The 14,097-nt window shown below is 72.5% G+C and carries 16 protein-coding genes and 2 pseudogenes; 8 read left to right on the forward strand and 10 right to left on the reverse strand.

The genetic code is table 11. From position 1 onward, the window contains the following. Window positions 1–59 precede the first annotated feature (59 nt). Window positions 60–836 (reverse strand): cytochrome c biogenesis CcdA family protein, encoded by a 777-nt coding sequence (locus ACYVPE_RS02605; protein WP_461031695.1) that lies wholly within the window; start codon window positions 834–836, stop codon window positions 60–62. A gap of 181 nt (window positions 837–1,017) precedes the next feature. Between ACYVPE_RS02605 and ACYVPE_RS02610 the strand changes: the two genes are divergently transcribed. The 3 genes from ACYVPE_RS02610 to ACYVPE_RS02620 all read left to right on the forward strand — a co-directional run bounded on the left by ACYVPE_RS02610 (window position 1,018) and on the right by ACYVPE_RS02620 (window position 2,241). Continuing rightward, a complete protein-coding gene (locus ACYVPE_RS02610) occupies window positions 1,018–1,251 on the forward strand; it encodes a coiled-coil domain-containing protein (protein WP_461031696.1) in 234 nt (77 codons plus the stop codon). Further along, entirely contained in the window at window positions 1,248–1,457 is a 210-nt protein-coding gene (locus tag ACYVPE_RS02615; RefSeq protein ID WP_461031697.1) for a hypothetical protein, read from the forward strand. Before ACYVPE_RS02610 ends, ACYVPE_RS02615 begins: the two co-directional genes overlap by 4 nt. Window positions 1,458–1,602: 145 nt before the next feature. Continuing rightward, window positions 1,603–2,241: a class I SAM-dependent methyltransferase gene (locus tag ACYVPE_RS02620; RefSeq protein ID WP_461031698.1), complete on the forward strand. Its 639-nt coding sequence runs from the start codon at window positions 1,603–1,605 to the stop codon at window positions 2,239–2,241. A gap of 9 nt (window positions 2,242–2,250) precedes the next feature. Here ACYVPE_RS02620 and ACYVPE_RS02625 read toward each other — a convergent pair whose 3' ends face one another. After that, window positions 2,251–2,418 (reverse strand): hypothetical protein, encoded by a 168-nt coding sequence (locus ACYVPE_RS02625; RefSeq protein WP_461031736.1) that lies wholly within the window; start codon window positions 2,416–2,418, stop codon window positions 2,251–2,253. Window positions 2,419–2,421: 3 nt separating this feature from the next. Beyond that, window positions 2,422–2,682, reverse strand: a pseudogene (locus ACYVPE_RS02630) (SCO family protein); the annotation flags it as partial. Between ACYVPE_RS02630 and ACYVPE_RS02635 the strand changes: the two are divergent. Continuing rightward, window positions 2,578–3,626: pseudogene (locus ACYVPE_RS02635) on the forward strand (MFS transporter); the annotation flags it as partial. The pseudogenes ACYVPE_RS02630 and ACYVPE_RS02635 sit on opposite strands and share 105 nt — an antisense overlap. Before the next feature lie 59 nt (window positions 3,627–3,685). Here ACYVPE_RS02635 and ACYVPE_RS02640 read toward each other — a convergent pair. The 5 genes from ACYVPE_RS02640 to ACYVPE_RS02660 all read right to left on the reverse strand — a co-directional run bounded on the left by ACYVPE_RS02640 (window position 3,686) and on the right by ACYVPE_RS02660 (window position 7,998). Further along, complete coding sequence (locus ACYVPE_RS02640; RefSeq protein ID WP_461031699.1) at window positions 3,686–4,609, reverse strand: M56 family metallopeptidase; 924 nt, start codon at window positions 4,607–4,609, stop codon at window positions 3,686–3,688. Then, window positions 4,606–4,977, reverse strand: a complete 372-nt coding sequence (locus tag ACYVPE_RS02645) for a BlaI/MecI/CopY family transcriptional regulator (protein ID WP_461031700.1) — start codon at window positions 4,975–4,977, stop codon at window positions 4,606–4,608. The genes ACYVPE_RS02640 and ACYVPE_RS02645 overlap by 4 nt, the downstream gene beginning before the upstream one ends. 115 nt (window positions 4,978–5,092) lie before the next feature. Continuing rightward, window positions 5,093–5,905, reverse strand: coding sequence for a TVP38/TMEM64 family protein (locus ACYVPE_RS02650; protein WP_461031735.1), 813 nt, complete (start codon window positions 5,903–5,905; stop codon window positions 5,093–5,095). A gap of 88 nt (window positions 5,906–5,993) precedes the next feature. Next, window positions 5,994–7,526 carry a multicopper oxidase family protein gene (locus tag ACYVPE_RS02655; protein ID WP_461031701.1) on the reverse strand — a complete coding sequence of 511 codons (1,533 nt, stop codon included), beginning with the start codon at window positions 7,524–7,526 and terminating at the stop codon, window positions 5,994–5,996. Between the two features lie 94 nt (window positions 7,527–7,620). Next, window positions 7,621–7,998: a hypothetical protein gene (locus ACYVPE_RS02660; RefSeq protein ID WP_461031702.1), complete on the reverse strand. Its 378-nt coding sequence runs from the start codon at window positions 7,996–7,998 to the stop codon at window positions 7,621–7,623. Between the two features lie 161 nt (window positions 7,999–8,159). On the opposite strand from ACYVPE_RS02660, the gene ACYVPE_RS02665 reads away from it, so the two are divergent. Further along, window positions 8,160–8,513, forward strand: coding sequence for a hypothetical protein (locus ACYVPE_RS02665; protein ID WP_461031703.1), 354 nt, complete (start codon window positions 8,160–8,162; stop codon window positions 8,511–8,513). Between the two features lie 82 nt (window positions 8,514–8,595). Beyond that, window positions 8,596–10,986 (forward strand): heavy metal translocating P-type ATPase, encoded by a 2,391-nt coding sequence (locus tag ACYVPE_RS02670; protein ID WP_461031704.1) that lies wholly within the window; start codon window positions 8,596–8,598, stop codon window positions 10,984–10,986. A 181-nt stretch (window positions 10,987–11,167) separates the two neighbouring features. Here ACYVPE_RS02670 and ACYVPE_RS02675 read toward each other — a convergent pair whose 3' ends face one another. Further along, complete coding sequence (locus tag ACYVPE_RS02675) at window positions 11,168–11,827, reverse strand: DUF305 domain-containing protein (RefSeq protein ID WP_461031705.1); 660 nt, start codon at window positions 11,825–11,827, stop codon at window positions 11,168–11,170. Window positions 11,828–11,917: 90 nt separating this feature from the next. After that, window positions 11,918–12,316 (reverse strand): DUF6153 family protein, encoded by a 399-nt coding sequence (locus tag ACYVPE_RS02680; RefSeq protein ID WP_461031706.1) that lies wholly within the window; start codon window positions 12,314–12,316, stop codon window positions 11,918–11,920. A 298-nt stretch (window positions 12,317–12,614) separates the two neighbouring features. Between ACYVPE_RS02680 and ACYVPE_RS02685 the strand changes: the two genes are divergently transcribed. Together ACYVPE_RS02685 and ACYVPE_RS02690 are read left to right on the forward strand one after the other, a co-directional pair. Further along, complete coding sequence (locus ACYVPE_RS02685) at window positions 12,615–13,409, forward strand: GNAT family N-acetyltransferase (RefSeq protein ID WP_461031707.1); 795 nt, start codon at window positions 12,615–12,617, stop codon at window positions 13,407–13,409. A gap of 117 nt (window positions 13,410–13,526) precedes the next feature. Continuing rightward, a complete protein-coding gene (locus ACYVPE_RS02690; RefSeq protein WP_461031708.1) occupies window positions 13,527–13,883 on the forward strand; it encodes a hypothetical protein in 357 nt (118 codons plus the stop codon). Window positions 13,884–14,097: the final 214 nt, after the last annotated feature.

Below are 14,097 nucleotides of genomic sequence, written 5' to 3' on the forward strand. Positions count from 1 at the left end.
GGCCTGCTATAACCTAACCCACTTAGGAGATCTGCCGGCCGGTGGCGGCTGGGAGGGTCTCACAGGGGGAGCTGGTAGTTGCTGGCCCAGACCTGCATCTCGTAGATCAGCCTGGCCCACACGCCGGTGAGCTGGGCCACGCCGACGGCCACCAGGAGCGCGCCGCCCAGGGTCATCATGTGCCGGGCGTTGCGTCGCGCGAAGGAGACGGCGCGCAGGGACTTCCCCAGGGCCAGGGTGAACAGCAGGAACGGGATGCCGACGCCCACGGCGTACAGGAAGGCCAGGAACGCGCCTCGCCCGGCGGAACCGGTGGTCATGGACAGGGAGAGGACCGCGGCGAGGGTGGGGCCGATGCACGGCGTCCAGCCAATGCCGAACATCACCCCGAGCAGGGGCGCGCCCGCCAGGCCGGCGCGCGGGGTGAAGCGGGGCCGGAAGGTGCGGGAGACCAGGGGGAGCCGTTCCAGGACGCCCATGAACACCAGGCCAAGGATGATCGTGAGCACTCCCAGCACCCGGATCACCACGTCCTGGTTTCTGAACAGGACCGTGCTGAGGGAGCCGAAGAACGCGCCGTAGGCGGTGAAGACGGCGGCGAATCCGAGGACGAACAGGGCGGTGCCCAGCAGGGCTCGTCGCCTGCCCCGATGCCCCTGGGCGGTGTGTGCCTCGTGGGCGTCGGCTGCCGTCATGCCCGTGGTGTACGAGAGGTAGCCGGGGACCAGGGGCAGGCAGCAGGGCGAGGCGACGGTGATCGCGCCCGCGGTCAGGGCGATGGGGGCGGCCAGGAGCAGGGAGCCGGAGCCGACCACCTGACTGACGTCGACGGACAAGGGAGTGCCTTTCCAGGGACTGCGGACCGGCGACGCGGTCCAGCACGCGGCGGTGGGTCGGGACAAACCCTAGCTCCTATCAAACTTAGGAACTAAGTTGCATAGGAGCTAGGGTGTCGGGGAAGCCGAGCCCGGGGCGGCGTTGCCCTGTTCCCGCACCCGTTGGTGAAGGAGAATTCCGGTGAGTGACGTCTTCTACGCGCTGGTCCTTCTGGCCTGCCCCATCGGCATGGGCGCCATGATGTGGTTCATGATGCGCGGCGGCCAGCAGGTGGACGGCGCGCCCGGCATCATCCCTGACCCCGGCCCGGAGGCACGCGAGCGGGAAGTCGAGGCCCTGCGCCAGGAGATCGCCGATCTGCGCACCCGGGTCGCCAACGATCTCCCCGCACCGGCCGAGCGGGTGACGCGGTGAACGGGACAATCCTGCCGCCGGTGCTCGCGGTGGCCGCCGTCACCGCCTCCCACCTCTTCTGCGTCCGCCTCCTGGGCCGAGGTCACGTCGGCTGCCACCGCACATCGCGCCAGTCTCGTCAGGAGACCGCGGAGTTCTGGCAGCCGCGGGAGGAAGTCCGGTGGCTGCGCCACACCTCACGGTCACAGAAGGGCGAGGCACGCTGAGCCCCCAGGGAATTCCGCGCCGCGCCAGCAGGCCCTCACGGCGAGGGACCGTCGCCGGCCTGCTGACGCCGGCTCTCGGCACCCTCACCTACCGAGACTTCCCTCCCACCATCGAAGACATCGCCGCCGAGGACAGGAGCCCGCGATGACCAGCCGAGAGACGTTCCAGCACCCTCGCTTCGCCCGCGCCTACCTGCGGATCGCGGAGCGGTCCGATCGCCGAGGCGGGGCGGAGCACCGGCGTCGGCTGCTGGCCGGGCTGCGGGGGCGGGTCATCGAGGTCGGTGCGGGTCAGGGTCGCAACTTTCCGCACTATCCTCCCGAGGTGGACGAGGTCGTCGCCGTCGAACCGGAGGAGACCCTGCGGGCCACCGCCGCGTACGCCGCCACGAGCGCTCCGGCCCCGGTGCTGGTAGATGCCGGTCACGCCGGCCAACTCCCGGGCGCGGACGGCACGTTCGACGCCGTCGTCTTCTCCCTGGTGTTGTGCTCGGTCGGCGACCCGCCCGCCGCCCTGGCCGAGGCGGCCCGCGTGCTGCGTCCCGGCGGCGAGCTCCGCTTCTACGAGCACGTCCGCTCCCCGCGCCGCCTCGCCGCGACGCTCGAGGACGCGATCACCCCGCTGTGGCGCCGGGCGGCCGGCGGCTGTCATGTCAATCGGGACACCGAGGCCGCCATCCGGTCCGCCGGATTCACCGTCGAGCGGATCGACCGCTTCGGCTTCGCCTTCTCTCCGCTCGTGCCGCGTACCGCGCACATCCTGGGCACGGCGACCCGCCCGTAGCCGGCGGGACTACGGGGCCCGGCCCTCCAGGAGCGTCGGCAGGTCCGCCGCGTACTCCTCGGCGGTGCCGTCCCCGCGCGTGTAGATCACGTGTGCCAGATCGTCCACCGGCGAGAAGGCCAGCACCGTCATGCCGTGCGTCGCCACCACGTTCCCCTCGGTGTCCTCCTCCGGCACCTCCACGCCGACGCCGACGCCGCGCGCCGCGGCCCGAACCGTCTCGAAGTCGCCGCTGAGCCCGATGAAGTCCGGGGCGCCGGCGGCGGGCAGCCACGCGCCGAGTTCCTCGGGGGTGTCACGCTCCGGGTCGGTGGTGACGAAGACGACCCGGGTGCGTTCCTGATGCTCATGCCCTACCTGGCGGCGTATCTGGCCGGGCCGCTCGGCCTCGCCGGATGGCTGGTCGGGCTGGTCCTCGGAGTGCGCGACTTCAGCCAGCAGGGCATGTTCCTGGTCGACGGCACGCTCGCCGACCGGTACGGCTACAAGCCGCTCATCGTCGCCGGCTGCGCCCTGTTCAACCCGGCCGTGCGCGCCTACCTGGCGGCGGACGCGGGGGAACGCCGGGTGGAGGCGTTCGCGCTGTTCAACGTCTTCTACCAGGCCGGCATCCTGCTCGGCCCGCTGGTCGGCATGGCGCTGACCGGCATCGACTTCCGCGTCACCTGCCTGGTGTCCGCGGCGATCTTCGCCGTGCTGAGCGTCGTCCAGATCCGCGCCCTGCCCGCCCGGCGGGCCGACGACGCCGATGACCACGGGAAGGGCGAGCGGGACAGCGTGCTCGCGCGGTGGCGCACGGTCGTCGCCAACCGCCCCTTCCTGCTCTTCTCCGTGGCGATGATCGGCTCCTACGTGCTGTCGTTCCAGGTCTACCTCGCACTGCCCCTGGAAGTACGCCGCCTCGGTGGCGAGGGTGAGGGCGGCACGGCGGCGGTCGCGCTGCTCTTCGCGGTCTCCGGGCTCAACACCATCCTGGGCCAGACCCGGGTGACCGCCTGGTGCAAGGCGAGGATGGCGCCGGGCCGGTACCTGAAGGTGGTGTGGCGCGATGGCTGCTGGCCGCCGTGCCCCCGACACTGGCCGCCCTGCTGCTCGCAGTCGGCACCATGATCGCCTACCCGTTCGAGATGGACACCATCGTCCGCCTCTCCGGCGACCGCCAGGTGGCCACGCACTACGGCCTCTACAACACCATCTGTGGAGTCGGCATCACGCTGGGGAACCTGGGCACCGGCGCGGTCCTCGACGCGGCGCGCGACGCCGCGCTGCCCTGGACGGCGCTGCTCACCCTCGGAGCGGCGTGCGCCGCCGCCCTGCACGGACTCCGCCGCTCCGGACGCCTGGCGCCGCCAAGCGTCCGTGAGGAACGCGCCGTCGTGGCCTGACCGGTATGCCGGCGGAGGGGCGGGGGGTCAAGGCGATCCGCCCCTCTCGCCGCCTTGATTCAGCGGGGCAGGGAGCCCAGGCTGAGCGCGCAGCCGACCACGAGAGGAACAAGCGGCAGGGCCGCGCTCGCCACGGCCATGGACGCCGACAGGGCCGGGTGCGGTTCCGGCTGCCGGGCCAGCACGCGCCGCAGCCGGATCAGGGCGCCGGAACCGCCGACGCCGAACGCCCCCTGCGGGGGGCCACCCGCCGCCATCTCGTACATGGCGGTCGCCAGGACGTCGTGCGAGTGGCGGCGCAGCGCCCGGTCGTCCGCGATCATCTCCAGGAGCAGCGCGGTCTGCTCCCTGGCGTGCCGGGCCAGCGGCAGCCACGGGAACGCCCGGGCGAACGCCTGGGCGATGGCGAGCACGAGGTGGTGACGACCGGCGATGTGCGCCCGCTCATGCTCCAACACGGCGGCGAGCTGTTCGGTGGAGAGCTGCCGCAGCGCCCCGTCGCTCACGACCACGCGCGAGCGACGCCCGGGTAGGCAGTACACGGCGGGCTGGTCGTGTTCGAGGATGGTGGCGCGCCATCGCTCCGAGTGCCGGCCCACCGCGTCCAGGATGTAGCGGTGACGTGAGCGGAGTCGCCGGCCGCGCAGCACCTCGGCGATGAACAGGCCCAGCAACAGAAGCACCACGAAGGCCGGCAGGGCGACCGCCAGTTTGTCCTTGATCCCCGGGTCGGGGTTTCCGGCCGCGGGGGCGAGGCCGCACGAGTGCAGCAGGCTCACCAGACCGGCGTGCAGGTGCTCGGTCGGCGCGGCCAGGTGGAAGGCGGCGAGCGCCACCGCGAAGGTGAACGACAGCAGCGACGCGAGCCAGGCGGCGATGGCGAGGGCGGGGGTCCGGTACGACCAGGTACCGCGCAGCAGCAGTCGTGGCGCGGCCAGGCCGATCAGGGTCGCGTAGGCGAGGAGCGCGCCGGCGACGTTCATGACTCCTCGCGCCTGCCCGTGGAGCGCAACGCCCTGCGCAGTGCGGAGACCTCGTCGGGGGACATGTTGCCGACGAAGTGGATCAAGGCGGTCGACCGGTCGTCGCTGGCGCCCAGCGCCTCCTCCATGAGCGCCGCCGAATACTCCTCACGGCTGCGGACCGGCTCGTACAGCCAGGCCCGGCCCTCCTTCTTCTCGCGGAGCAGCCAGCCCTTTCCGTGGAGGATGTTCGCCACGGTCATCACCGTGGTGTAGGCGACCGGACGCGTCCTGTTGATGTCGTTGACGACCTCACGCACGGTGGCCGGCCGCCGCCACCTCCACAGCCGGTCCATGATCTCCGCCTCAAGCTCCCCGAGTGGCCGCACGGTCGAGTCCCTTCACACATCGCTTCGCGGTCCATGGTAGAAGGGCCGGCGCCGATCCCTACCCTTCCGTCGGACCGTCCGCCGACGGCGGTCCGAGCCGTGAGCCCACGGCGGATCACCGATCGGACGGGTGGCGTGCTCTCTCTCGGCGCAGTACGACTCGCCCGAGTGCCACGCCGCCCAGGAGGGCGACACCTGCGGCGGCGGATACCCAGAGCCAGGACGAGGACGGTGCGGTCGCCGACGCGCCGGCCAGGACGTAGGTCGCGTTGCCAGGGAGCGTGCCCAGCAGGGTGCCGGCGGCGAAGGGCAACCACCGCATGCGTGAGAAGGCCGCGCCCAGATTGACCAGGGCGAACGGGACGACCGGCAGCAGCCGCAGCATGAGGACGCTGGCGAAGGCACGGTCCGACAGGCGCCGCTCAAGCGTGGCCACCACTCCCGAACCGAGTACCGGCCGCAGGGCGTCACGTCCGAGGAGACGCCCTGCCGAGAAGCCGAGCAGTGCGCCCAGCGTGGTGCCCACGGCTGCCAGAAGAAGGCCATAGCCGATTCCGAAGATCCCACCCGCGACAGCGCTGAGCGCCGGCTTGGGCACGAACACCAGCGTGCCGAGCGCGTAGACCACCACGAAGAGCGGGCCGGCCCAGGGTCCTGGAGCGGCCCCGCCCGTGAGCCGGCCGAGCAGCTGGTCAGGACCGATCACGATCGCCGCGCAGGCGGCACCGGCCAGGAACAGGGCAAGCGACGCCAGCCGCACCCATGGCGACGCCACGACCCGGGCGGTGAGCCGCGGCATCTGGCGATCCGCACCCATGGCGTTGCCCGGCGGCATGGTGTGCGCCGGCCCGACGGCCGTCAGCTCTCCTGGATGCGCACCGGATGCCCTGTCGTCCGCACTGGTCTCGTCGGGACGCGGCCTCGTCACCTCGCTCAATCGTCGTCCTTCCTCGGGTGCGGCCCGCCCGTCGCCGTGGTCGACGGCGGGCGGGCCGCTGGGCGGCGTCGGGGGAGGGTCAGACCCGGTAGGCGACCATGGTCATCATCCCGGCCTCGCCGTGGTAGGCGTTGTGGCAGTGCAGCATCCACTGGCCGGGGTTGTCGGCGTCGAAGGACACCGACAGCGTCTCGCCCGGCAGCACGATGGCGGTGTCCTTTCGGGGCCCCGTGTCGCCGAGTTGGAAGGTGTGGCCGTGCAGGTGCATGGGATGCCACATCTCCGTGTCGTTGACGAAGTCCAGCCGAACGCGTTGGCCCTCCTCGAGCAGCAGCGGATTCGCGGTCGGGTCCGCCATGTCGAACGGCGTCCCGTTGATGGCCCAGTCATAGCCGGCCATGGAGCCGGTCAGCTCGACGCGGTGCGTCTGGTCCGCACGCCCGGCGGGCAGCCGGAGCTCCTCGGCGGCGCGCAGCTGGGCCGCGGTCGCGATCCGGCGGTCGAGCTCGTCGGGCCGGACGGTGGGAGACGGCGTGGCACCCGAGCCGGTGCGCACCAGCGCGAGCCCGGTGGCGTCCTTGCCCTCGGCGAGCGCGACCAGGGGGAAGACGCCGTCGCCCAGGGTGACCAGGACGTCGTACCGTTCGCCCATGCCGACGAGCAGGGCGTCGACCTCCTGGTGCTCGACGGGGAAGCCGTCGGTGTGCGTGATCGTCAACCGGTGGCCGCCGAGCGCGACCCGGTAGGCCGTGTCGCCGCCGGCGTTGACGATCCGCAGCCGCACGCGCCGACCCGGGCGGCCCGAGTAGACGTCCGGGTCTTCCGCGACCCTGCCGTTGATCAGGTGGTGCGGGTGGTCGACGTCCCCCGCGTCGCCGCCGAGGAGTTCGCTCATGGCGCCCATGAGCATGAACGACCCCGAGCCGCCCGTGTCCATGCCGGACATGTCGCCGTGGTCCATGTCGCCCATGCCCTGGCCGAGCTCGGCGAACGCCTCGTCGGGCGTGCCGGTGACGCCGTCGAGCCAGTCGTCCAGGACGACGACCCACTCGTCGTCGTAGGACAGCGGCTCCCGGGGGTCCTCCACGATCAGCGGGGCGTGGAGGCCGCGGTCGAGCTGGACGCCGACGTGCGGGTGGAAGAAGTAGGTGCCGGGGGCGTCGGCGATGAAACGGTAGGTGAACGTGCCCCCGGCCGCCACCGCCCGCTGGGTGGCGGGTGGCACGCCGTCCATGTCGTTGCGCAGGGCCAGGCCGTGCCAGTGGATGGAGGTCGTGGTGGAGTCGGGCAGCTGGTTGGACAGCTCGGCGGCCAGGGTGTCCCCGGCCGCGATGCGGATCTCCCGGCCGGGCGCCCGGCCGTCGAAGGCCCAGGTCGCGGCTGTCACACCGGCGCCCAGGTCGAGCGTCGCGGGCGCGGCGACGAGGGCCACCTCCCGCACCCGGCCGCTGCCGGGACGGCCGTCCTCCGCGCGGCGGACCGGGGCACCGGATGGGCTGACGAGGTCGGGTGCGGCGGAGGTGCCGGAGGAGTTGGTGCAGGCGGCGAGCGCGCCCGCGCCCGCCGCGCCGAGTCCGGCCAGCAGGACGGAGCGGCGGCTGATGCTGTTCACGAAGGGGTGTCCTTTGCTCGATATGCCATGAGGTCGTCTGCGGGCAGGGCGCGGAACCTCGCGTCACAAGAGGCGAGGGCGCCGTCCGGACGGCCTAGATGAGCAGTCGAGACAGGAGGGACAGATCGGGCGGGGCGCGCGTCGGTGTGCCGGCGACGACGAGTGCGGAGACGGCCGCGTGGGAGTCGGCGGCGCGCGGGGCGAAGGAGCCGGGCGGCAGCGCGAGCTTGACCGCGTCGACGCTGGCGGTCGAGCAGTGCCGCACGCTCACGTCGGAGCAGGCCGGGCCGCCGTGGTGCCCTTGCGTCGCGGCGTTCGTCGGAAGGTCCGTGGTCGTGGCCCCCGGGCTGGAAGGCAGGTGCCCCGCCATGGGGGTGGCCATGGCGGAAGCGGCGTGCACCATGCCCGGCATGTCCCGCGCGACGGACGGGGCCGACGAGGCGCCCGCCGCGCCGGCGGTCTGGTGGTGCACGAGCACCACGAGCGCGGCGAACAGGACGACGAGAACACGGCGCGGACCGGCGCGACCCCTCCCGCGAGGATTGGGCCGACGGGCCATCGGGTCTGCCGTCATCGCCTCTCCGCCAGTGTCGTCAGTCGCCTGGCCACTATACCCGTAGGGGGTACGGGGTGATGCTGGCGCTGCCCGCCGACGAGGCCCTGATCGCCCTGGCCAGCTCCTCCTGGCGGATCCTCGACCGCCACCTGGGTCTGTTCACCGTGGTCTCCACGACCCTGACCCCGGCTCAGATGCGCCAGGGACACGAACGCGTGCTCGTTCCCCTGCGGCACCTGCTGCTCCGCGGGCAGGAGCGGGGCACCATCCGCGCCGGCCTCCCCGCCGAGTGGCTGGTGAGCGTCTACTACAGCCTCATCCACACCGCAGCCGCCGAAGTCCAAGCCGGCCGGCCGGCTGGCGGCCGACGACGTCCCGGACGTGCTGTCCAGGACGCTGCTGCCGCCATGCGGCCACAATCCGGAGGGTGAAAGAGCGCGCGCCCCGCGAGTCCGCGTCGCCCGACGCCGCGAGCGGTCCCACACTCGTCCGCGTCGGGGAAGGAGCGGAACGGTGCGTCATCACGCCGAACGTCACATGGGACCTGGTGGGGAGCGTTTCACCGTGGTCCTGGACGTGAGCGGCCTGGCCTGGGCCTCGCAGCAGAGCACGGTCGTCGCCGTGCTGGGGCGGCGACCGGGCGTCCTGCACGTGGCCGCCAACCCGGTCGCCCAGTCGGCGACGGTCGACTTCGATCCCCGGCGCACATCGGTCGCCGAGCTGCGCCGCTGGGTGGCGGAGTGCGGCTACCACTGCGCGGGCCAGGTCGTGCCCTCGCACGTCTGCGACCCGCTGATCGAACCCGTTCCGCACCCGGCGGCGACCGCCGCACCGCCCGAACCCGCACCGCCCGAACCCGCACCGACAGCCGCGGAAGGCGAGCGCCCCGCGCGTGACGAGCACGCCGGGATGTCGATGGAGGCGATGGTGCGGCACATGCGCGACCGCTTCCTCGTCGCGCTGGTCTTCTCCGTTCCCATCGTCATCTGGTCGCCGATCGGTGAGGACGTCTTCGGCCTGCACGTGCCGGTGCCGTTCGGGCTGCGGCAGGACGTGTGGGCGCTGCTGCTGAGCCTCCCGGTGATCTTCTACTCCTGCACGGTCTTCTTCGCCGGCGCCGTCCGCGCGCTGCGCGCCCGCACGCTCGACATGATGGTGCTGGTCGCCGTCGCGGTCGGCTCGGGCTGGCTGTACTCGCTGATCGTGACACTCACCGGAGGCGGCGACGTCTTCTACGAGGCGGCCACCGTGCTGGCCACGTTCGTGCTGCTCGGCCACTGGTTCGAGATGCGGGCTCGCGGCGGGGCGAACGACGCCATCCGCACCCTGCTCGACCTCGCCCCGCCCAGGGCGTTCGTGCTGCGCGACGGCGAACCCGTCGAGGTCCCCACCTCCCAGATCGCCGCCGGTGACCTGCTCCTGGTGCGCCCCGGCGCCAAGATCGCCGTGGACGGTGAGGTGGAGGAGGGGGAGAGCGAGGTCGACGAGTCGATGGTGACCGGGGAGAGCCTGCCCGTGCACAAGGCCCCCGGCGCACAGGTCACCGGCGCCACCATCAACGCCAACGGGACCCTGCGGGTGCGCGCCACCAAAGTCGGCGCCGACACCGCGCTCGCCCAGATCGTCAAACTGGTCCAGGAGGCGCAGAACTCCAAGGCCCCGGGGCAACGGCTGGCGGACCGGGCGGCGTTCTGGCTGGTCCTCGTCGCCCTGGTCGGCGGGGTCGCGACGCTGGCCGTGTGGCTGCTGTTCGCCAACCGAGGTCTTGGTACCGCGATGCTCTTCGCCATCACGGTCGTCGTCATCACCTGCCCCGACGCCCTGGGCCTGGCCACCCCCACCGCGATCATGGTCGGCACAGGTCTCGGCGCCGGGCGGGGCGTGCTGTTCAAGAACGCCGCCGCCCTGGAGACCTCCGCCACCATCCAGACCGTCGTCATGGACAAGACCGGCACCCTCACCAAGGGCGAGCCCGAGGTCACCGACGTGATCACCGCACCGGGCATGGACGAGGCGGAACTGCTGCGGCTGGTCGCGGCGGTGGAACGCGAGTCCGAGCATCCGCTGGCCGAAGCCGTTGTCCGCTACGCGGAGCAGCGCGCCACGGATCGGGCGAGCGCCCGGGACTTCACGAACGTGCCAGGTCATGGCGCCACCGGTGTCGTGGAAGGTCGGCGGGTCGCGGTGGGCAACCGTCGCCTGGCCGAGCGCGAGGGCGCCGAACTGGCCGCGCTGACAGCCGCCCGCGAGGAACTGGCCGCCACCGGCCACACCGTCGTCATCGCCACCGCCGACGGACAGGAGGCGGGGCTCATCGGCATCGCCGACGCGCCCCGCGACACCTCGGCCGCCGCGGTGACCGAGCTGCACAACCTGGGGGTGGAGGTGGTCATGCTCACCGGCGACAACAAGGCCACCGCCCAGCGGATCGCCGACCGTCTCGGCATCGACACCGTCATCGCCGAGGTCCTCCCCCAGGACAAGGCGGCCAAGATCACCGAACTGCAACGCGACGGCCGCCGGGTCGCCATGGTCGGCGACGGCGTCAACGACGCCCCCGCCCTCGCCCAGGCAGACCTCGGCATCGCCATCGGCGCCGGCACCGACGTCGCCATCGAGACGGCCGACGTGGTCCTCATGCGCTCCGACCCCCTCGACGTCCCCACCGCACTGCGCGTCGGCCGTGGCACCGTACGCAAGATGCGGCAGAACCTCGGCTGGGCCATCGGCTACAACGCCATCGCCCTCCCCATCGCCGCCGGGGTCTTCGAACCCGCCACCGGCCTGGTGCTCCGCCCGGAGATCGCCGCCCTGACCATGTCCGGGTCCAGCATCATCGTGGCCGTCAACGCCCTCGCCCTCAAACGTCTGCGCCTGCCCGGGGGGACCCCACCATCCGCCTGAGCCGCGGCCCCAACCGCCGTGATCCTGCCCAGGTCCACGGCGACACCATGCCGGGCCTGGCCGGGCTCGGAGACGGCCACGCCCGCACCACGTCGGCGGCCGCGGCTGAGCGCTCGACGCCGACTCGGGGCCCCGCCTGGCCGGGGGTGGAGCGGCGGCGCCGCTCCACCCCCGGGGCACATCAGCTCTCGCCGAGCAGTTGGTTCATCTGGTCGATCTCGGCGGTCTGGGAGGTGGTGATGTCCTCCGCCATGTCCAGCGCCGGCTGGTAGGCGCCGTTGGCCTGTTCGGTCTCGGCCATCTCCACCGCGCCCTGGTGGTGCTCGGTCATCATCTCCAGGAAGGCGGTGTCGAAGTCCGCGCCCGAGGCGTTCTCCAGCTCCGCCATGTCCTCCTCGGACATCATTCCGCCCATGTCCATGCCTTCGCTCATGTCCATGCCGGAGTGATCCATCCCGCCGTCGGGAACCTCCTCGCCCCACTCCTCGAGCCAGCCGGACAGGGCCTCGATCTCCGGGGCCTGCGCGGCCCGGATCTGCTCCGCGAGCGTCCGCACCTCCTCCGAGGAGGCCTGGTCCAGAGCGAGGTCGGCCATCTCCACGGCCTGCTGGTGGTGCGGGATCATCCGCTGGGCGAACGTGACGTCCGCGTCGTTGTGTTCATCGGTGGATTCCGAGGACGGAGCGGACTCGCTGGGCGCGGTGGTGTTCCCGCTGTCGCCCATGTCCATGCCGTCGTGCCCGCCACCGCCGCAGGCGGACAGCACGAGCGCGGCGGCGACGGAGCCCACCGCGGCGGCGGCTCGGCGCACGGTGGATCGCCGGGAGTAATTCGTGATCATGGTGATGCAACTCTCTGTGTGTGAAGACACGGTGATGGGCATGCCGGTGCGCGTCACCGGTCGGATGTCGGCCGTTGACGCGGGGCGTGCCTATATGCGCAGGAGTTGCAGTTCGCTCAGTGACGGCGGGGCTCGGCCGCCGGTCGGCTGGGTCCCCGGAGGCCGGGGCGCCGACGGGCTGGCGACATCGAGCGGAAGGGGGGTCCACGGCGGTACGGCGAGGGGCTGGCCGCCGCTCACGCCACCGGCCGCACACGTGGCGTCGGCGTGTTCCGCGTGCCCGTTCATCCCCGCATGCGCGTGCTCGCCGCCCTGGGCACCCATCGCGGAGGCTGCCATCTGCCCCGAATCGGGCGCGGCGATCGGGGTGGCCGTCCCGGGGGACAGCCCGTGCATGGCGACGAGGCCGACGAGGACACCGAGCACCAGCAGCACCCACCCGGCCGACGCCCGCGTGGGCGGGGTGGCCGATGAGTGCTTGGATGCCATGGCGCCCATCGTACGGAAGGCCGGTCCGAGACGTTCGTGGTCCCGTCGCGCCGGCTGCCCCTCGGCTCCGCCCTCCACCGGCGCAAGAGCCTCGGCGAGGACCGTTGGGGTATGCCCGCCGACTTCACTCCTAGTCTTCTTAGTTGTGTAGTAGCTTACGGGCGTGGACGTCGACCCCGGCGCTTCGGCGCGACCGAGCCCTGCCGTGCCCTCCTCGCGTGGCTCAGGCGCTGGCCATGGCACTCCCGCGCGGCGCGAGAGCGCGCCGGGTGCCGACCGGCGACTCGCGATCCGGCGGATGAGGGCCGACGATCTGCCCTTCGTGGTGCGGGAGCACCGTCACCACTTCCCGGATGGATTCTTCGCCCGTTTGGGGCCCGCGTTCCTGAGGACCTACACCGGGACCTACGTGTCCGGTCCTGACGGGCGCGCGTACCTCGCGGAGCTGAGCGGGGCGCCGGTGGGGTTCCTCGTCGGTGTGACCGATCCCGCCGCCCATCGTCGCCACGTGCTGCGCGGGCACGGTGTCCGACTGGCCCTGCGGGCCGTCTGGGGGCTCGCGCTGCGGCCACGTCTCGCCCTGCACTTCCTGCGGACCCGCCTGACGCGGTACGGCCGCAAGTTGCTCGTTCGCCGGAGCGGTCCCGGCTCCGGGGTCCCGCCGACCGAAGGTGTCACGGCAGTGCTGGCCCATGTGGCGGTGGCCGCCGAGGCCCGGTCGCTGGGCATAGGCACGGCGCTGATAGACCGGTTCGTCGCCGACGCCGCCTACCGCGGCTGCGCTCGGGTCAGCCTGGTGACCGCGGCGGGTCCCGAGGGCGCCGGCCGCTACTACGAGCGGCTCGGCTGGCGCGCTCAGGGCGAGAGCCGGACCCCGGACGGGCGCGTGCTGGCCGCCTACTTCCTCCCGCTGCGGGGCGCGTCCTCCGGGCCCGCCCCCCGCAGCCCCGCGCTACCGACGTCAGCCCCGAAGGGCATCCCGAGTGAACAGCCACCGGCTCCTGCTCTCGGCCCTGCTCGTGTCCACCCTCGCGATTCCCGCCTGCGGTGGGGCGCGTCGCGCCGGAAGTCCTCCAACGCCGACCCCCGGTGACTCAGGAAGGGGAGGACTTCCGGCGTGGCATGCCCAGCGCCGTCGGCCGACACGGACCACTCACCCCCGTCTGGTGTGGGTCGGCCGACGGTCGCCTCTGCCCCGTGGAGCACGCCCATGCGCACCTGGCCCGCTCGTCGATGGATCGTCGCCGCCGTCGTCGCCACCTCCGTGCTTGAAGGACTCCTCGTCGCCACCTGTCTCCGCGCGGGCGACCCCGTTCCCGGTTCGAACGTCGGAACGCCCGCGCCGCGCCCCAGGACCCTGCGGGCCGTCGTCGCCGGTGTCCTGTCGGCCTTCGCGGTCGGCTGCCCGATCCGCAACAAGCTCGTGGTCCTCGCCCTCGGGGTCAGTGGCGCGTTGTCGTACCGGGCGCCCGCCCAGCCGGTGCTCGCCCTGGCGTCCATCGGGCTCCTCGCGCACGCGCTGTTCCGTCGACCGCGCACGCCGGACGCGTGCCCGGTCCCCTCGTAAGACCCCCGCCCTCGCGGCGTGATCCGTGCTCTCGCCGCTCCCTCCGCGGCGATGGCGACCCGGTGCTCCCGCGCTCGTTCGGACTCGGGGCATCGCATCGCTCACGATCGCCGAGGTGTCGGATCGCGGGCCGCGATGTACTAGCCGGCTTGGCTCCGAAGAAGCCTCGCCCTCGCCGGATTCGGTAACCCGTCGCCCCCTTGCTCGCCACGAC

The sequence above is a fragment of the Streptomyces mayteni genome (genome assembly GCF_054783955.1).